Source organism: Wolbachia endosymbiont (group B) of Melanostoma mellinum (assembly GCF_947251465.1).
Taxonomy (GTDB): domain Bacteria; phylum Pseudomonadota; class Alphaproteobacteria; order Rickettsiales; family Anaplasmataceae; genus Wolbachia.
In genome coordinates this window covers 1,226,920-1,246,318 of the sequence record NZ_OX366366.1, presented here as the reverse complement: position 1 = coordinate 1,246,318, position 19,399 = coordinate 1,226,920, and the positions used below count along the sequence as shown (strand labels likewise).

Annotated in this window: 16 protein-coding genes and 2 pseudogenes; 10 read left to right on the top strand and 8 right to left on the bottom strand. The window is 34.7% G+C overall.

What is annotated here, in order from left to right; genetic code table 11:
* The first annotated feature begins 179 nt into the window (after positions 1 to 179).
* Complete coding sequence (locus OPR42_RS05795) at positions 180 to 1,202, top strand: IS110 family RNA-guided transposase (protein ID WP_264375440.1); 1,023 nt, start codon at positions 180 to 182, stop codon at positions 1,200 to 1,202.
* A 325-nt stretch (positions 1,203 to 1,527) separates the two neighbouring features.
* On the opposite strand, the gene OPR42_RS05790 is transcribed toward OPR42_RS05795, so the two are convergent.
* Both OPR42_RS05790 and OPR42_RS05785 read right to left on the bottom strand, forming a co-directional pair.
* Positions 1,528 to 3,084, bottom strand: coding sequence for a penicillin-binding transpeptidase domain-containing protein (locus OPR42_RS05790; protein ID WP_265042099.1), 1,557 nt, complete (start codon positions 3,082 to 3,084; stop codon positions 1,528 to 1,530).
* A complete protein-coding gene (locus OPR42_RS05785; protein ID WP_265042098.1) occupies positions 3,039 to 3,875 on the bottom strand; it encodes a polysaccharide deacetylase family protein in 837 nt (278 codons plus the stop codon). Before OPR42_RS05785 ends, OPR42_RS05790 begins: the two co-directional genes overlap by 46 nt.
* A 327-nt stretch (positions 3,876 to 4,202) precedes the next feature.
* On the opposite strand from OPR42_RS05785, the gene OPR42_RS05780 reads away from it, so the two are divergent.
* From OPR42_RS05780 to OPR42_RS05770, 3 genes are all read left to right on the top strand, one after another.
* Positions 4,203 to 4,862, top strand: a complete 660-nt coding sequence (locus tag OPR42_RS05780; RefSeq protein WP_265041532.1) for a JAB domain-containing protein — start codon at positions 4,203 to 4,205, stop codon at positions 4,860 to 4,862.
* Positions 4,863 to 4,965: 103 nt separating this feature from the next.
* Positions 4,966 to 5,298, top strand: a complete 333-nt coding sequence (locus OPR42_RS05775; RefSeq protein ID WP_041582615.1) for a helix-turn-helix domain-containing protein — start codon at positions 4,966 to 4,968, stop codon at positions 5,296 to 5,298.
* Positions 5,299 to 5,332: 34 nt separating this feature from the next.
* Positions 5,333 to 5,704: a helix-turn-helix domain-containing protein gene (locus tag OPR42_RS05770; protein WP_041582616.1), complete on the top strand. Its 372-nt coding sequence runs from the start codon at positions 5,333 to 5,335 to the stop codon at positions 5,702 to 5,704.
* A 136-nt stretch (positions 5,705 to 5,840) separates the two neighbouring features.
* Here OPR42_RS05770 and OPR42_RS05765 read toward each other — a convergent pair whose 3' ends face one another.
* The 3 genes from OPR42_RS05765 to OPR42_RS05755 form a co-directional block, all read right to left on the bottom strand.
* Complete coding sequence (locus tag OPR42_RS05765; RefSeq protein WP_265041531.1) at positions 5,841 to 6,365, bottom strand: hypothetical protein; 525 nt, start codon at positions 6,363 to 6,365, stop codon at positions 5,841 to 5,843.
* 62 nt (positions 6,366 to 6,427) lie between these two features.
* Entirely contained in the window at positions 6,428 to 8,182 is a 1,755-nt protein-coding gene (locus tag OPR42_RS05760; RefSeq protein ID WP_214303292.1) for a reverse transcriptase domain-containing protein, read from the bottom strand.
* Positions 8,183 to 8,604: 422 nt separating this feature from the next.
* A complete protein-coding gene (locus OPR42_RS05755; protein ID WP_264375452.1) occupies positions 8,605 to 9,222 on the bottom strand; it encodes a hypothetical protein in 618 nt (205 codons plus the stop codon).
* 198 nt (positions 9,223 to 9,420) lie between these two features.
* Between OPR42_RS05755 and OPR42_RS05750 the strand changes: the two genes are divergently transcribed.
* From OPR42_RS05750 to OPR42_RS05740, 3 genes are read left to right on the top strand one after another with little or no spacing between them, the layout of a single operon-like run.
* Complete coding sequence (locus tag OPR42_RS05750; protein ID WP_012673225.1) at positions 9,421 to 10,344, top strand: hypothetical protein; 924 nt, start codon at positions 9,421 to 9,423, stop codon at positions 10,342 to 10,344.
* Positions 10,345 to 10,395: 51 nt separating this feature from the next.
* Positions 10,396 to 10,725, top strand: a complete 330-nt coding sequence (locus OPR42_RS05745) for a helix-turn-helix domain-containing protein (protein WP_007549995.1) — start codon at positions 10,396 to 10,398, stop codon at positions 10,723 to 10,725.
* A 22-nt stretch (positions 10,726 to 10,747) separates the two neighbouring features.
* A complete protein-coding gene (locus tag OPR42_RS05740) occupies positions 10,748 to 11,122 on the top strand; it encodes a helix-turn-helix domain-containing protein (RefSeq protein ID WP_007549999.1) in 375 nt (124 codons plus the stop codon).
* Positions 11,123 to 11,134: 12 nt separating this feature from the next.
* Here the strand turns inward: OPR42_RS05740 and OPR42_RS05735 are convergent, their stop codons facing one another.
* Positions 11,135 to 12,154: an IS110 family RNA-guided transposase gene (locus tag OPR42_RS05735; RefSeq protein ID WP_253303708.1), complete on the bottom strand. Its 1,020-nt coding sequence runs from the start codon at positions 12,152 to 12,154 to the stop codon at positions 11,135 to 11,137.
* Between the two features lie 688 nt (positions 12,155 to 12,842).
* Here OPR42_RS05735 and OPR42_RS08820 point away from each other — a divergent pair.
* The 3 genes and pseudogenes from OPR42_RS08820 to OPR42_RS08815 form a co-directional block, all read left to right on the top strand.
* The gene (locus OPR42_RS08820) at positions 12,843 to 12,968 is read left to right on the top strand and encodes an ankyrin repeat domain-containing protein (protein WP_084741744.1); all 126 of its coding nucleotides are present in this window, start codon (positions 12,843 to 12,845) and stop codon (positions 12,966 to 12,968) included.
* Between the two features lie 59 nt (positions 12,969 to 13,027).
* A pseudogene (locus OPR42_RS05730) lies at positions 13,028 to 13,288 on the top strand (hypothetical protein); the annotation flags it as partial.
* Positions 13,289 to 13,338: 50 nt separating this feature from the next.
* A pseudogene (locus tag OPR42_RS08815) lies at positions 13,339 to 13,458 on the top strand (zinc ribbon domain-containing protein); the annotation flags it as partial.
* 452 nt (positions 13,459 to 13,910) lie between these two features.
* Here OPR42_RS08815 and OPR42_RS05725 read toward each other — a convergent pair.
* Together OPR42_RS05725 and OPR42_RS05720 are read right to left on the bottom strand one after the other, a co-directional pair.
* Positions 13,911 to 16,691, bottom strand: a complete 2,781-nt coding sequence (locus OPR42_RS05725) for an ankyrin repeat domain-containing protein (RefSeq protein WP_265042097.1) — start codon at positions 16,689 to 16,691, stop codon at positions 13,911 to 13,913.
* Positions 16,692 to 17,133: 442 nt separating this feature from the next.
* Entirely contained in the window at positions 17,134 to 19,398 is a 2,265-nt protein-coding gene (locus tag OPR42_RS05720) for a hypothetical protein (protein ID WP_191111445.1), read from the bottom strand.
* Between the last annotated feature and the right edge of the window lies 1 nt (position 19,399).

The following is a 19,399-nucleotide window of genomic DNA, read 5'->3' as shown; positions in this document are numbered from 1 at the left end:
GATGGAGAAGAGAAGAACTCTGTCAGTGGTCTTAGATATAAAATCTGTAAGGTAGATAAGAGTTCTCTTCTCAAGAGTACAGGCTGGACGGTATCGTAGAAAAACCTAAATGGTTCTAATTCTGTATTCACAAGACTAGCCTTACTTTTCATTTTTAATGGTAACGCATGGGGTTATATATGATCAACAACTTTTTAGGTATAGATGTATCGAAAGATCGCTTTGATGTTTTTCTCTCGTTCATAAGCAAAAAAGGAAGATGTGAAACTAGAAAAAGGAGTTTTAAAAACGAGGATTCTGGGTTTCAAGGTTTACTTAGCTTTCTACAAAAACATAATGTAGAAGAAGTAAAAGCCTGCATGGAGGCTACTGGTTGTTATAGCGAAGCTTTGGCTGAGTTTCTGCACAACGCTGGACATTCTGTTAGTGTTGTAAATCCTTATTGCATAAAATCTTATGCAAGGAGTAAGCTGATACGACAAAAGAATGATCAGACCGATGCAGAAGTTATTGCTGATTATTGCCAAAGACAGGAACCTTCTAGTTGGACACCACCTTCTCCTGAAATGAAAAAATTAAAACATCTTTATCGTTGCTCAGTTGCGTTAAAAGATGAGTTAACATTAGTAAATAACCACTTAGAAAAAAAAGAGAGACTGCTTAAAGAAGTTGCAAGTGCTTGGGAAGACCTTGCAATGAATATAGCTCAAAAAATAGAAACAATAAAAAACTCCGTACGTGAACTATTAAATCAACATAAAGAATTGTTGGAAAATTTTCAACTTCTATTGACTATTCCAGGAATAGGAGAAGAATCAGCAATAGCTATTTTAGCTGAAGTTCCTGACATAGAGGTTTTTAGAGATGCCAGGCAATTGGCAGCATATACAGGAGTTATACCACGAAATATGACGTCAGGTTCCTCTGTATATGCCAAACCCAGATTAAGTAAATCCGGTTCACAAACATTACGTAAAGCACTTTTCTTTCCTGCTATAGTAGCTAAGAATCACAATCCTATCATTATTAGTTTTTGCCAGAGATTAAAGGAAAAGGGTAAGCATAATATGGCTATCGTTGGTGCTGCAATGCGTAAGCTACTCCATATCATTTTCGGTGTTCTAAAATCCAAAAGTGCTTTTAATCCTGACCATATCAAGAATTACAGGGCAAAGCGGTTGGAGGAGAATTTAGTACTTTAAAATCAAAAAATGCGTACTTTCTATCTTATGTAAAATAGCATTTTACACAAATTTATTTAATGTAGTTGGTTAGTGTATATGTTGATAGAAAGTATTTTTTGATTTCGTAATACAGCTTAAGATTCAATTTCTATAATTTTCTTGTTGACTGACAAGACGGTATCTACCTTCCTCCATAGAAAATAAAGATAGTACCTTCTCTGCGTTAGAAACATTAAAGCACTAAATTGAAAAGGTTTATGCAATTTTTGTTTCTTTTTTTTAACCTCAAAGCTCTGATTTGAATATATAAATTACAAGTAACATATATGGCAATTTCATAAGTTCATTTTTCAAGCATATATTGCAATATCTCACTAGCAATTGCAACATCTTGGCGTGGAGTTTTGCCATGTTCTATAAACACTGAGATTGCATAGCACGGATCATGGTAGGGGCCATAAGCGATAAACAATTTATGACTTTCACCTTTAGAGTTTATCTCTGGTGTACCGGTTTTGCCAGCAATTTGTATACTGCCTAGTCCTTTTCTATAGTTAGAATTCACCACGTCAAACATAGCTTTTCGAACCACACTAAGATGCTCATGATTCACATCAATATCAAGAAAGTCTTGCCCTGGTTTACTCATCTCAATGTGGGGAATTACCTCCTTTCCTGTTGCAACCCTCGCTGCAAGAACCGCAAGCTGTAATGGCGTTGTAAGTAAATACCCTTGTCCTATAACTAAGTTAATGGTATCACCTAAATACCACTCTGAATATAGCTTGCGTGCACGCCAATCCACATCAGGCAACAATCCCGGAGCTTCTTCCTTAAACATTCCAATTAATGGTCCACTTCCTATACCAAATTTGCTAGCCATTTCTAGTAGAGAATCTACATTTATTTTTTTTCCTATATTATAAAAGTAAGTGTTGCATGAGAGAGCCATTGCCTCATTTAAAGATACATATCCATGAACTTTGCTTTTCATGCAACGAAATTTCCGCTCACCTATCTTCATATATCCCCTACACGAGAATTTTTCTTCTGGTGTTATTATTCCATCTTTTAAACCCGCAAGCGCATCTATTATTTTAAATATTGAACCAGGTGGAATTTGATATGATAATGCACGGTTTACAAGCGGTAATGAAGGATTGTTTAAATTTTTCCAAGTTTCATTTGATAATCTGCTAGTGAAAAGATTATTATCGTAAGAAGGTGAATTATATAATGCTAAAATTTCTCCGTTATTCACATCAATTACCACTGTGGAACCTTGGTGGTCTTTAAATATCTCTGCAATTTTCTTCTGTAAATCAACATCAATTGTCAGCTGTATATCTTGTCCGTCTTGCTGCGGTATGCTAGATAACTCTCTCATGATACGCTTCTTAGAATTTATTTCCTGCTCAGATTTTCCGGTCTTGCCTTTTAATACATGATCATATGTATATTCAATTCCACTAACCCCTGCTTCATTTATGTCTTGCTGTCTTTTTGTATATCCGATTATATGAGAACATATCGAACCAAACGGGTAATAACGTTTATAAAGAGCAGTTATTTTTGTATCTGATGATTTTGTTGCATCAGGTTTAATTTCTGATAACATCTGCAAATCAACTTCCCTAGTAAAGGTTTTTTGCCCATCAAATAAAACAATATACGAAATTTTGTTTACTGCGAGTTCAACGCTATTCCTATCCAAAATCCTGCCTCGTTTAGGCACAATAGTAACAACTTTTATCCTATTATTATTGGATAGCACTTCATATTTTTGTCTATCTCGTACTTGTAAAGTATACAACCTATAACTAAAAATAGCAGAAATAGTAAGCTGAATACCACCTAATATGAATGCCCTGCGGTTGAAGACCTTGTTTTTTGTCCACATAGAATTCCTTTAGAATGCACTCCTTCTCCTTTTATTGGCATATTTCTAGCTTTCACTACATCACAAACCCTTTCTTCCCACTCACTTAAGGTAACAAGTTTGTAACCCGATTTTTTTAGTATTTCAATAATCTGAGGTAAAGCTTCAACTGTATTTGATTTGTTATCGTGATCATGGAACAATATAATCGCTCCATTATGTACATTGCTTAAAACTCTTTCAACCAAAATCTCTGATTTATCACCTTGCCAATCCATAGAATCGACTGTCCATAATATGGAATACATATTTAATCGATTAGTATTTTCGATCAAATTATCATTGTGACATCCATATGGTGGACGAAACCATTTTACATTCTGTTCTGTTGCATTTTTAATTGCCACATTTGTCTTTTCCAGTTCTTGCAATTGCTCCTCACTTGAAAGTGATGTCAACTTCCTATGCGACCAAGAATGATTACCTAATTCATGACCTGCTTGATGGATCTTTTCTACTATTTTAGATGTTTTTTTATTTATGCGTTCACCAAGCAAAAAAAATGTCGCTTTTGTTTTATTGCTCTCCAGAATATTAATAATATCTCCTGATCTATTATAAGATGGACCATCATCAAACGTAAGCGCAACGAACTTATCGTTGTTATTCAATAATTTCTTTATATTACTTAAATTTTTATATGATAGATCCAAATCACAATTGAGCCCACGATATGGTAAGTTAAAGTTACAATCACTACAGAAAACTGCGCTTGAATATAGCAAAAGAAAAGCGATTATTCTTATAAACATATATAATCAGCAAAGTGATAGAGTACTACACTTTTTTGCTAAATTAAACCACTTTTAACAGCTACTGTTTACTTCGTTACTTTGTCAATATACTATATTAATAACTTTATATAATATAGTATGATTGCAAATATAAATACCGTTGCACTTCAGGGAACCAGCACAGTAAATGTTAATGCACAAATTCACATGGCAAATGGTATTCCAGCTTTTAAAGCAACAAGGACAACATTGCAAATTTAGAGTTCAAAAGGGTTATTCCTCGGGAACTACTGCGTCAGAAAGCTGGCGCTGAATTTGTATATAATGTTGATCTTGGAGGTTTTTATGAATAATAGTGAGAGAAAAGAGAAATTAGAAACTCGTATTCTATCAAGTAGGGGTAGGTCTTTACTTGACCATGAGCTACTGGAACGTAATCTATCCGCGTGTACAGAAGGAAGAGAAGTCGCCAAAAGGCTAATGGAGCTTTTTAGTAGTTTAGGAAGGGTAATTAATGCTGATTTTCATGAGCTAAAAAATGTTACAGGAATGAACGATGGAGCAATAGCAAGTATCTTTTGTCTGAAAGAGATTTTCGATAGGATACTGAAAGGTAAGTTAAAAAAGCTGTCGATTCTTGATAACAGAGAAGAGCTACTAAAATACTTTAAAACAGCAATAGGGCAGTCACGAAAGGAAAGCTTGCGAGTAATATACTTAGATCGAAGTGGTCATTTGATATACGAGTATATTCAAGACTGTGGAACTATAGACAGAGTACCTCTATATGTGAGAGAAATAATCAAACAGGGATTACTGATCGATGCATCATCTATTGCAATTTCACATAATCATCCAAGTGGAGATACAGAACCATCAAAGGAGGATGAGGATAACACACTTACATTAGCTGCAACCTGCGAAAATGTAGGAATGAAATTAATAGATCACATAATCGTAACACAGAAGAGCCACTTTAGTTTTTATGATAGTGGTTTATTGTAATCTGTAGACCGGAAGGAAAGTTCTCCAACTTTCCTTCTTTTTTTCTACTTCATAAATTAAAAAATTCAATATAAGCTTGAGCAGCTAAAATTAGTAATGAAAGGTGGAATTAGGCAAAAAAATAAAAGAACTTAGATTATACTGTGGTTTAACACAAACTGAGTTGGGAAAGAAAATAGGCGTTTCGTATAGACAAATACAAAGGTACGAAAATAGTTCAAACCAAATTTTGGCCAGTAGGCTATACGACTTAGCAAAAGCACTATCGATTAATGTGGCTGATTTTTTTACTGATGTGCATGTCGACTCACATGAAACTTATGATGAAGAAATACTAAAATTAGTCAAAGGATATAATGAAATTAAAAGCAAAAGGTTACGTAGCGTAGTTTATATATTGGTAAAATCTTTTTCTCAAAGTTACAATGAGAGTTAGTATTGCTTCAATACCTCAGTTAATATATTAATAAATGATTGTACAAGATGAACAACATCCTATTGATAAACAAATAGGTGAAAGAATAAGGAAGAGAAGGTTAATATGCGGTTTTAGCCAAAGAGACTTAGGAAAAAAGCTCGGAATTTCATTTCAGCATATACAAGGATATGAAACTGGAGAGGTAAGGCTTGTAATTGATAGATTGTATAATTTGGCAGAAGCTTTGTCCGTTGATATGTCATATTTTTTTACCAAAGCTTCTGAAGACTTACACGATAAGGCCTTTTGTAGCGATGTGGGTAGTGAAGAAATATCAAGGCTAGTGAGGGAATACAGGAAAATTAAGGATGAAACGTTGCGTGATATTGTGCATTCAGTGATAAAAGCGCTTGCCAATAAATAATATTGCCTGAATATATCTTCAATCCACTTCTACAAGCAATGCTAGTTAAGGTAAATTTTTTATGGTAATTTTGATTAAATTTCAAGAACTACTTTACTTTGCAATAATTATGGCTATGTAAAAACATAGCCACCAATCAAGAACGTCCTACAGATGTCGTTTTGGTATCTTTTAATTTGCTCACCCAAGAAAAGGTCTCACTACTTTTAGAATTTTGGTCGCCCCACCTTCCACATCTAGTAAAGCTGCCTTTTTCCACTACTTCTTTAACAGACATTCCACCAAATAAACAACCCTTTCCTACGATTTCTCCTATTTCTTGCAACTCGTTCCACATTTCTTCATCTTCTACCTCAACTTGTACTTGATGATAGTCTTCTGTGTCATGATATACCATTAAATTTAGCTCTCCTAGGCTAGTGCAAAGTGTTACTGTAAAAGCGCTGTTATCGGATATATCTACGTAATTTCTTTTACCGTCTTTCCCAGTTTTGACCTCAACTTCACCATCACCTATTTTTATGATACTACCGCCAAGGTTTAAGTCTCCTTTACTTAAGCCCAAATTTTTTGCACCTTCTACAACTTTGGCAACATCAACTATGCAGCTATGTGAAAATTCAATATAGTTATCTAAGTGGGAAAAGTCGCCTCTCCCCACTCGACTTCAGAACCGTACGTGAGACTTTCGCCTCATACGGCTCCTCTATAATTTGGTGCTTGTCATGCACACTTTCTATGTAATTCATCGTGACAATGTCCATGTAACAAGGATAAATTCTTTTTCATATTATTACGTCTGTTTCGGTCAATATGATGTGTTTCTAAGATATCATCATTTTTAAACCAAAGTTGACAATGACCACATTTACCTTGTTGTAACTTCAACAATTTTATTACTCTTGGTAGTTTATCTGGTATCTTCCTTAAACGATTACCCCAATAAACCCAATCGCCATCATATGGAGACTTGGTTCCTTTCACTTTGACATGCCTTTTAATAGCATGATCTCCGTGCTTAATAAGAAGAACTTTGTTATTTGTCATAAATCGCCAATTATCGTTTTTATACTTTTTAAAGTATTTATTTTTAATCCAGTATTTTCCTTTGGTTGGGTGCCTGTAGACTGCCCACTTCCAGATGTTTCTAAACATTACACTGTCAATAAACCTAAAGGTCTTGTTTGACACAACCGAAGAATAATATTTGCTCCACCCTCTAGTAATTGGGTTAAGCTGTCTTATTACTGTTTCTTGTGTTGATCCTCTTAATCCTCTAATCTTATGTTTTATAGTGAGTGTATGCTGTTTTCTGGATTCACGACTTGGTTTGACTAATAATTTATAACCCCTCTTATTATTTTTCGTAGAGTAATGCCTTATTGAGAAACCAAGAAAATTAAATCCTGGCTTTTCTCCATTTTGAGTATGAGAAATCTTTGTTTTTGAAGGTTTCAATTCTAGTCCAATGGTTTTGAGCCATTCTTCAACTATCATTTTTGCCTTCAGAATGATTTCCTTACTCTCATGTATGATGATAAAGTCATCTGCGTAGAAAATTACACTTAATGAGCTTTTTGCTTCTCTACTGCTTGCAACACCACATTTCATCTTCCTATATTGAAGAAGTTCACTCCATAACGTTTCTTTGATATATTGTTCTAATCCATTTAATGCAACACAAGCAAGTAACGGTGAGATCGTCCCTCCTTGAATTGTACCACGTTTTGTGGATTCAAATTTTCTGTTTTCCATTACTCCAGCTCTTAACCATCCTTTTATAATTCTTCTAAAGGTTGGTGTAGTGTTAAGTTTTTCCAACAGAGCATTTTGATTAATATTATCAAAACATCCAGAAATATCAGCATCTAAACAGTACGCTGTTTTCCAATTCAGTGAATTAAATATGGCTTCAATAGCATCATGACATGACCTACCAGGTCTAAAACCATACATGTTCGGTTCAAATCCTACCTCCCACTCTGGCTCTAGTGCCATTTTCATAAGTGTTTCTTTTGCCCTATCTGAGATAGTAAGTATACCAAGAGGGCGATATTCTATTGGTTTTCCAGGTTTTGGAATCCAAACACGTTTTGATGGTTTCGCTTTTTCTCTAACATTTAAAGAATATGCTAATTGCAATCTTTCTTTATGATTAAGATTTGCTTTTCCATCAATACCTGCAGTTTTCTTCCCTCTGTTATCTTGAGTTACTTTTCTGACAGCAAGTAGTTTTGCACTTATTGAATTGAGTAATAATCTTTGAAGTTTATGTACCTTCTTCTTATCATTACATATTGCAGCTTGGTAAATTCGCTTTTGTAGCTTAAATACAAATTTCTCAACTTTACGCCAAGGAATTGTATTCCATTCATACCTAACAAATTGTTGGTCTATAACATATTTACTACTATTCACCACTTTACCTTCCAAATTATAGTGTCCACGTCTGCATATCCCAAATATTACTTTGGGCATTAGCTTCTTGGACAATCCCTCCAATGTAAGTGCTTATGGCTGGCTGCCTACTTACATTCAAATGAATATAAGAGCACCTATATGGTTATCCCGTTTCACGATTTTGTTTCGTGTTAGACTTAGGTTCTTACTTTTTACCGGAAGCTGAGAACATCTATAATCAAAGACATCTAACTTTAATTCCTCGTATGCTTCATACCATTTTGGTCTATGCGTAAAACAACCTTAATTTCGCATATTCAATATAACGACAATTCAATCATAAGTTTCTCTCGTAACCATATCTAACTCTGTTTGCAGGAGTTTGCTATAAGGTTTAGCATTACCTGCTTTTATCTCATGCTTGCATCCTAAAGGTTGCCATTCTTTAAAATGTGAGACATACATTATCCCTGATGTCTAGGGAAGATGGAATCTAACCATCACAAAATCGCAACTTCGGGTCGCACGAAGGTCTTATTATCGATTTCTACATCTTCAACAGTTCCTTCTATAGTAGCGTCTTCTCCAACTTCCCTAAGTTTCTTGAGCCTACTATATATTTGTGGCTCAATTTCTTTTTGCACTTTTTGATACATTTCAGCTATTTTCTTATCAACTTGTACATTAAAATCTGCTCCATGTAAGGCTAACTTTCTGATTATATCTTCTTGTTTATTTTCTTTGAATTCATCACGATACATCTTAAACATTGTAACGTTAGTGAAGCTAAAGCCATCTTCGTTGCGAGCGTTTACTCTTATTCCTAAATCCAAAGCTTCATCGACGATTTTACTTAATTTGTCTAGATTTTCAGCTGCAATAGCTTTTTCCAAGAATTCATTTAATTTCACATTTTCATATTCACTTAGCCTTATCTTGCATAAAGCTGATCGAAATGGATTGAGCTCCTCAGGATATGTTAAGACAGGTAATTTACTAATCTTTTTATTTGCTGTTGGAGCAGCTTTTATAAAATTAGGTAATAACCCTTCTTTTGCTATTCGCTCTACCGCTTTTAACATTTTACTAGACAATTTTTTACCATTTATTTTTTTCATTGTAACCCTCACTTAATTTCATTACTATTCGATCATATCGTGATAAATATTATTTAATTGTTAATATTATACGACTTATTGATTTACTGTATATTATAATAACAAGTTTTGCGGGCATCTACACTAGAAAAACACATCCTATAAAAATTATTTCAGTTTCAACAAAAATGGGGTATCGTAATCGTAAAATTGAAAAAAATGGATATCCTATCTTACTCTACTGAAAAGCTGAAAAAGCATTGTCAGCTACTTGATGATGAAGAAAAAATAGTTCTATATGAGCAGCTGCTAGACAAGGCTAAAGATATACTTGAAAACTCAAGAGATGATATTGCAAAGTTGAAAGAGGTAAGCAAAGCAGTTGTAGCAATAGAGGAAACTACCGATAAGCAGTTACTAGAAAAGTTTAATGATGATCACCCGCTAAGAGAAGTGGACATTTTAATCTACTCTCCTCAAGGAAATACTGAATATCTATTCAGCATAGATAACTCATCAGAGCTTTATGATTTAAAAGAAGATAAAGAAAAAGCTCTTTATAATGCAGTAAAGTTAAATGATGTTGAGCTTGTAAAAAAGCTGCTAATGATCCTTTCACCTACAGAAGTAAGTAATTTTGACACGAAATACTTGGAAGAATTGAAAATATTGCTGTCAGGAATTCACAAAGAATTGCAATTATCACAAGATATGAAAAATTATCTTGAGAAGACGATAAAGTTCTATAGTTTTTTATGTAGTAATTTTAACTTACTAGTTACAAATCCTACTGACGTAAAAGCCATAATTGATCTATTTGCTGCTCAACCAAATATTGATTACCAAATAGATAAGCTTCTACTTTCTTTTATTGTAAGAGATGTTGAGGAAAAAAAGCTAAACTCTGAAATTAGTCATATGATAGAACTTCTTGAGCAACACGAAAGATTTGCTGAGCTCGAATACAAGGTTAGAAGATTAAGATCAGAGTTTGCAAGTGGCAAAAGCAGATACTCGGCTGAAGTAATACGAAATAGCATTGCAGAACGAGAAAAAGAGATGAGGGAAATTGAGAAAAAATACGTAAGGCCAAACGATTTAATTAGCGAGAGGCAGAAATTATTAAAGCAATTACTTTGCTAGCTTTTTTTCCACTTCATAAAATTTGTTGTAAATTTGAATAAGAGGTGAAAAGTGCAATTAGGTAAAAAAATAAAACAACTTAGGTTAGATCGTGCTTTGACACAGACCGAATTGGGAAAGAGAATAGGTGTTTCGTATAGACAGATACAAAAGTACGAAAATGGTTCAAATTGTGTTTTGGCCAGTAGATTATATGATTTAGCAAAAGCACTATCGATAGATGTTGCTAACTTTTTTACTGATATGCACACTGACTCACATGAAGCTTATGATGAAGAAATACTAAAGTTAGTCAAAGGATATAACGAAATTAAGAGCAAAAGGTTACGTAGTGCAGTTTATATATTGGTAAAATCTTTTTCTCAAAGTGATAATACATAGTTAATATTACCTGATACGTAAAATGACTATACAACATCCTATCGATAAACAAATAGGTGAAAGAATAAGGAAAAGAAGGCTAATGTGTGGTTTTAGTCAAAGAGACTTAGGAAAAAAGCTTGAAATTTCATTTCAGCATGTACAAGGATATGAAAGCGGAGAGATTAGGCTTGTAGTTGATAGGTTATATAAATTAGCAGAAGTACTATCGGTTGATATGTCGTATTTTTTTACCAAAGCCTCTGAAGACTTACATGATAAGGCCTTCCATAGCGATGTAGGCAGCGAAGAAATATCAAGGCTAGTGAGGGAATATAGAAAAATTGAGGATGAAACTCTGCGTGACATTGTTCATTTAGTGATTAAGGCTCTTGCTAATACAGGCTTTAAGGCATAAATTCTCCTATGATTATTGTCCAGTAAAAATTTCAAATTTTGTAAAATCTTTAAAAACCCAGTTATTTTTAAGAGTGTAGAAAATAGTTATAAGAAATTTCCTAGCAGTAGCAGTTATAGCCTTAGCAGAACCACGCTTCTTTTTTATATGTTCATAAAAGCTTTTCAAGTAAGGACTGTAACGTACAGCAATCCAAGTACATTGAACTAAAGAAGTACGCGCTATTTTTGACCCTCGTTTGGTAATTCTTCCAATTGTACATTGCTGATTAGATTGAGAAACTCTTGGCACAACTCCAAAATATGCAGTAAGTTTCTCAGGTCTACGGAAATCATTAATGTCTCCAATTGTTACAATAAAAACAGCTGCAGAAATTGGACCTATTCCCTTTATGCTGATAAGATTGCTGAACCCAGGAAGTTGTTTAGCGAAAGCTATAATTTCCTTTTCAAGCTTTTTAAGGCTTTCTCGGATAGCTTCTAAATGATAGCTAATCACTTCAATTTCAACTTTTTCTAAAGGATCCCAATTATGCTTTTGAGTAGCACGTTCAAATCCTACTTTAGTTGTAAGTACTTCTTTTTTAATTTTTATTCCATGGTAATTAAAAAGACCATGAACTTTATTGATTAAAGATACCCGTGACTTTACTAACTGATCTCTCATTTGAAGAAGAGAAGCTAACTGCTGGCATTGTTTGTTTTTGCACCTTGCCTCAGGCAACATATCTTTGCTGAGAAAGAAAGCAATAGCTCGTGCATCATGCTTATCTGTTTTGTTCACAGAGCGACGAACAACTTCAAACTGCCCAGGAGCAATTATTACTATGCGTTTAACGTAAGGTGAAACTGCATCATAAAAGAAACAGCTGTTACCTGTTGCTTCTATGGCTACTTCATCTGTTTCTTGAAGATCTTTGGTGAAATTATCCAAGTCTTTTAAGCGAAACGTTTGAATATGCTCAGGTTTCCCTTCCTGTAAGTAACAAACAGTAAAACTATTGGTATGTAAATCAACTCCAATGTGACGCATATTTTTTCCTCCAATTGCATATTTCAATATATCAGAGTAGAATATTGCCGGTTGTTCCAAACTCCTATACGAGGTCATCACATTTTGTGAGCCTCACGATGATTTTCGGTGGCAGGGGCAGTTAATCTCCCCTACGAAGTCTTCTTTCTACTCCCTGAGCAGAAAGTTGCTTCAGAAAAATATCCAACCTGCCACCTATCCACTCTGAGAAGTCATTATCTTCTCTTGCTTCCAACCAAGCAATACTTATTCATACCATCTCTCCTTGAGTCGTTGAAGAAAACTTAAACTTTCATTTTCTTCATCATTTTGCTTTTCTTTCACTTTGATGCGTGTAGTTATACCCTACACAAAGTATAATGTTTTAAAAATAAAAACCTGCACCATAAAATATTGAGATTTAGAATATTAACTTATAAAGTCTTTTCGGCAGTTTTAGCGAGGGTTTATTAGCAAGGATGTTGGAGGTTAGCAATGACTATATCTGAAGGTGTAATACAGCGTATAAGGCATAATGATAAGAACGCGATAGGGGGATGATTTTTTGGTCAAGGTGGCTGTGCACCATCCAGCTAAGTTTGATAGCTTAGAAGTAACAAAATTTTTAGTAAATAATAAAGGTGTAAGTTTTAACGCTAAAACTAATGACGAAAACAAGCCTATTCATATTGCAGCTGATTTTTGAAATATCGATATTGTAAAGTTTTCTCTTAATAAGGGAGTAGAAGTTGGTACAAAAGGTAAAAACAATTGGACTCCTTTGCATTATGCTACCAATAAAGGATATCTAGGGATTGTAAAGCTTCTAATATAAAAGCAACAACAAGAATCATTTATTAATTCTAAAACCACAGATCAGTCTACTATGCTGCCAAGGAAGGACATTTATCAGCTGTAGAGTTTCTCATAGAAAAAGGAGCAAGAATTGATATTAAAAATTCCAATAATAGATCACCATTGGAACTTGCAAATGATGGAGGACATGAAGAAGTTGAAAGTTTACTAAGAAATGAATTACTTCTTGATGCTGTCAAGAGAAAAGACCGCAGTGGAGTAGAAGCTCAACTTGATAAAGGGGCTAATGTTAATTATGTACGTCGAGAAGATGGCTGTGCACCATGCTGTCAGTTATAACCATGAAAATCTTGAGTTTGTGAAGTTCTTAATAGGGAAAGAAAAAGTGAAATTATTTAGCACCAAAGATTAAAGAAGATATAGTAAATGGGAGGCAGCCAAGAAATTTGAAATTAGTTGATTTGAGAGAAATACCGGTGTTGTGGAGTGAGCAGATGGAAAAATTGTAAGGAATGGCGTCTTAATTTACAAAAGTAACAGAAAGAGTACGTGCCAGAAGGAGCTGATACGAAGGGCCATTCCAAAAGATGTTGAGGAAGTCAAGATTGATGTAAAAAAGCAAATCAATGTTATAAAAGCTGACACTCAATTATGCAAAAATATCAATATAAATGACGAAGATTTTAGCATGCTAGATACGACAATGGCAGAAAATGTATCGAATTTTAGCTGCACATTTTAATAATAGATCTGGGGAAAAATTCTATAGAAATCGAAAAATGCAACGTACAATACTCTAAATCCCAGCATACAACTCGAGAAAGTAGTACATGTGGACTAATCTACAGCTTCCTTTGAACCTGAAAGCGTACTTGAAAATTCATAAGTGCTAAGTAAATTCTTTTTTAACCATCTAAATAAACTTCCTCCATCATTGCTGTGTAACAAGTCATATACGGAGCTATGATCCACTTACAAGTAGTGACTTATGTTGGTGAGATTCTATCTTTAACTCGTCCATACTACACCTTGGTAAGCTTGAATAGCATTTTGCCAAGATTTTATTACTATTAAACAGTGGTTCAAAATGATCATGTCCCTTATTTACTATATGTAAGACATTATTGTCATCATAATCTATCCTATTATACTCACCTGTACTTCTTGATCCTAAACTATCTATTAGTTGATGCAAGGATGGATCTTGTTGTTCATCAGTAGCATGTAATGGATTACTCTCTACAACATGCAATTTTACACCATACTTTCCGCAAAGTATTCTACCTTCAACCTCAGGATCACCCCATCTATTGTTATTTAGAATATTTTTTGCATAAAAATCTGGAGTTTCCCTACGCACCACGCCATTATTATCATGACTGTTAGTAATAGCATTTATGAACCATTCTGGTGGGTTATTTCGTGCAAACTCTTTACAATATTGTCGCAATTGCTCAACAGTAGCTTTTATCCCTAATTGTTGTTCTAGTTCTTGTCTAAACGAATCAAAAAAACAGTTTCCATCTTCAATTGCTTGTCCTAAATAGAAATTATCAGGTATGTTTGATTTTTGTTCTTTATCACCTTGTTTTTCTGCTTTTTCAATAACTCCTTTCTCTAAACCAAAAATCTTACTCCAGTTATATTTACCTTCTAACCCCAATTTTTTACTTTCCTTTTCTGCTGCTTTAGCTAAGTCTGTTTTAGAAATATCCCCTTTTTCTTCACAGAATCTAGATAAAGTTTTAAAGATTTCTACCAGGTGAGTTTTTATGTCAAAATTCTTCTCCTTTTTTACAATATTAGACTCAATATAGCGTAAATCCTGTAATAGTTGTTGCTTTTCATTTACAGTTTGAGCAGCTGAACTAACTGTTTCGGAATATTGACAAAGTTTTCCTGATCTAGTAAAGAAACCTCGTTCTATGGCTTGATCAACTGGTAACCCCCCTAGTAAGCAATTCTTACCTATTTTTTCGTTACAATTTTTTAATTCCTCCAGTAAATCTTGATCGTTCACCTCTACTCTTATTAGATCTTTATTTTGTGTATCAGGATATAACCTGACCTCTAGTTCCCCCTGAATGGTATAGAAAGTTAATACTATATCACCACCTTCTGTAAGATCTGTGTAATTCCTTACACCATCTTTTGTGATAATCTCTACTTCACTATTACCGATCTTTACTATATTTCTTCCACACTTTACATCTCCATGGGTTAGCCCTAAATCCCTTGTTCCATCTGTAATTTGTGCAACATCTATTGTACTGTCCTCTGAATATTCTAAGTAAAAAGTAGCGTTATCCATTTTTGCACGATTTAACTTGCCGTTGGTCGCATTTTTTGCGATTTTCAGGAATTTCTGAGTACAATTAACATACTTTTCATGAGCTTTTATCATATTAGCTTTGTGATCTTTAAATTCTAATTCCAGTTCGCCAATTACATCTATACTGTTTTTAGTATAGCACGCTGCTCCCCACGATACCAACTTACATACTATATCACTTGCAACTTTAGGATTCTTTTCTAATCTACTAATTTCTTTTATTACATAATCTGTAAAGTTGTACTTTTCACCTTGAGAAGATTTTTTAGCGAAATTTAACATTACTCCGAAATCTATAGCTCTATCTACAACTTTTTCCAGTTGATCCATACTTTCAACTTGAGATATGTCATTTAAAAATCCACCTAGCACTATCTGTTGGTTTGGGATACTCCATAAAGTCCTAGGTGGAAGCAAACACTTTTTCTTCTTATTGCACATATTTGCATCTTTTTTAGGATCAGTTGCTCCTGCCTTTAGAAGTAAATCCACTGCTTCTTTGCAAGTAGCTCTAGCATAACTAAGTACTTTTGACATACCTACTCTATCCTGAACAATGAAAATCATTTTGAGATCCTGACTATTCTTATGTTTATCCAGAAACTTGCCTAAATTTTCAATAGCCTGACGATTAAAAACTTCACCTATAACATGAGGTTTTTTATAATCTTCAGGCGAGAGTATACCTAAAAGTATATCATACAGCTCTTTACTCAACTTTTTCTGATTGTCAGTTAAGAAGCATTCTAAAATGTGGCAGTTATTATTATCAATAGCAGTTTGTAATGGGGTTTTTCGTTTATTGTCCCGTATGTTAGGATCAGCTTTTCCCTCCAAGAGTAGATTTATAGTGAGATACCTATAGTTACTATCAGCAGCATAATGTAAAGGTGTTTTCCCTTCATTGCTTTCTATATTAGGATCAGCCCCTGCTTGTAGAAGTAAATTGACTAAAGTAGGACCGCTCTGATCATCATTGAGTCTTGAAGCAGCATGCAATAACGTTAATCCTGACTCTCCCCTTTTAAGGTTAAGAACAACTTTTAAATCTTGATCGTCCTTGTTATTTTTTAAAAAATTTTCAAGTTTTTTAGTATCGTACTCATGAAGATAAGAACCTATACCCTTAAGAGTTTTTAGTAATTCTTTATTTAACTTTTTTTGATTCTCGTTCAAATTTGTTGTATGAGCAAGCCATATACACACCAGCTCCTCAAATGAACATTGACCATCAACTAGAGATCTACCTCCATTTAATTCATATGGAACCCATAAATATTTTTTAATTAACTCGTACTCTTCATCCAATAGTTTGTCTGTTTCTGACCACTCTTGTCCAGGACTTAATTTCTCTTCTAGCTTTTTGCTCGCTTGTTTACTTTGCCCGTTGATAGCTTCAGCAATAACCATATTTTCCTCCTAGCTTGATATATTATGTACAATATATAATATGAGTCAAGCTGATTTTAATATAATATTTTTATTATTTTGCAATTTTTGAGTTTTTGTAGTAAGTTCAGGTGTTTACATAAACTTTCTTTTAACCTAATAAAGATGCCTGATAGGATAGTAAACTTGCAACCTTGATTCAGAGTGTTAAGCAATCAACATAGCAGAATTTATAGTCTCTTTCCTTCCACATCAACTTCAACTTGACACTTCTATAAAATTCTCCGACATTAATTTTGAACTTACTACACGGATTTTTTTGCCTGCCCATCTGTAATCCACTACTCAATAAAGCCGATCTGGTTACAAAATGAAGTAGTCAATATAACACTATCAACCAATTCTAACTATAAACCTTGTATCTGCTATTTATGACAGACAATTAAACTCTCAATAATCCCTTTTATCTATAAGGAAAGTCGTCCACAGTGTCAATTCCTAAGTTATCTTTTATGCGTAGAACATTACTAACTGCTATAAGGGTATTTGGGACATTTTGTGCTGGTGCTGGCGCTTGATCATTAAATACGGCATACGAGAAAACCATTTTATCTCCATCAGTAATGCGATCAAACCCTCTACTCTGCAGATAACCCTCCACCTGTTCATCTGCTTCTTCTTCTCTATTTTGTACGTCTGCTTCAGTGGCAGCAAACTTTAGCTCTGTTCCAATCGGATGAGTACCTCCCATCCTTCCTATAGCTCGTGACAATACTAAGTCTAACTTTCCTCCTCCTCCAACCTGAAATTCACTAACTACCCTAGCAGGATTATCGCAAGTGTAAAATAATCCATGCAATGCAGCATGAAACCCAGCTTCTCTAGCATTATCTCTGTTCACTACCCATGCTAATGATTGGAGTCCTGCATTATTTGGCTGGGGTGGATTTAGCACGTTGGAAATTGCTTGGTAAAACCGTTCATGACTGTCTGGATCTTCATTTTCCCAGCCAGTATTCATCATTACATTTGCAGCGCGATGCACATTACTAACGCCACCTATTCGTAAAAGCTCACCTTGAAAAGGCTGATTACCTCTATCAAGCAGGTAGTCAGCAGGCGAGTCAAATGTTTCTACATTAACAGTTAAACCAAGATTATCATTTACTCCTCTTGTCCTTCTATTTATGGTCAAATTACACACCACTTCATGTACCATAGCATTCGGCCAACGCGATAGATCCAATCCATTGTCCGGAAAAAGTTGATTAGCCAATACGTGGCGAACATGAAATACGATCACCTCCTCCTTCTGGTCTCTACCTCGTGATACATGCAAAACCATAGTCAAAGCACGATCTCCAATATTTACTTGTGTATTGTATCTTTGCTCATCTAACATTTTTGCATTACCGTCATAGTGAAACAAGTGCTTATCTACTATTGCACGATTTCCTTCTATTGGCACAGTTCCTTTTGCAAATGCAATACTTGCGAAAGCAAATCCACTTGTATAGAGAAATATTCTTCTATCTCTAGCGTTAACACCACCCCTATTCCTAATACCTGGTACAGCAGGTACACCAAAGGCTGGATGGAGTAGATAATCCCTAACATTTTCTCCAATCTCCTCATCCTCTACAGGTTCAAATAATCTTTCCATTAAAGAAGAACCTTTTGCTAAAAAAGCCCTCACACCAAGCTGTAAACGTCCTGGGTTACCAAAATCGAAATTCACTCCAGCGCAGACAGCTCTTGGTGATAATGTTGGAATAGATATGGATGAAACGGGACATCCATTAACATAATTTCCAGCCTGCTCTAATGCACGGCCAGCATTCCTATCTGCTCTTCTGCCTGCCTTAAGTTCAGTTACACAGGGAACAGAATTAATTAACCTCTGTGTACCACGTACAATAGAAGTAATATCTGCATATCCACCACCTACAAACAGCTCAAGGTAAATATTGGCTACATTGCGATATCTAAAATGCATCAAAACACCGGAAACAAAACCATGATAGTCAGACTCTCTACCATAGAAGTCCAATGCCTGACTATATCTATCGTAGACACCAATAATATGCTGAAACACTTCCTCAGTAGTGTCGTGTACATCATCTGCATCATCACTTTCTAGCTGATTCATCAAATCCGGTAAATAATTATTTTGCAGCCCAGGTGTTCTGGTAATCTCTTGAAAACTATGTCTACGAGTTAAATAAGATGCATGATTTCCAGTAAACGGCCCTTGTCCTGCCTGAAATATCCTACATCTTACTGCTTCCTCTTCTTCATCTTCACCTTGATTATCCGCCCATATAAATGTTTTATACTCTTGCCATTCAAGCTCTTCATCTCGCAGGATACCTTCCAGCTGCTCCCTTTCCTGCTGGCTAAACCTAGAACCGTAGCTATTCTCTCTGTCAGCAATAGTATAGCACCTTACAACTCTTCTGTTATTTCCATCAGTTGTTAGAATTGCAACCTTTAGATTTCCCCTTCCAGGACTACCTGGATCATTATCAAAACGAAAGAAGATTCTTTCATCATTGTTTGCAACACCAGAATCATGTGCAGTAGCAAACATGCCAAAAAAGAACGCAGGAAAAAAGTGATCTTTGCCAACTGAATGCAGAAAAGATGGACATGAATCCAAGAAATATTCAAACTTTTCCGTGAATTCTCCACAATTTCCATTTATTAAACTTCTAACTAACCCATGCATA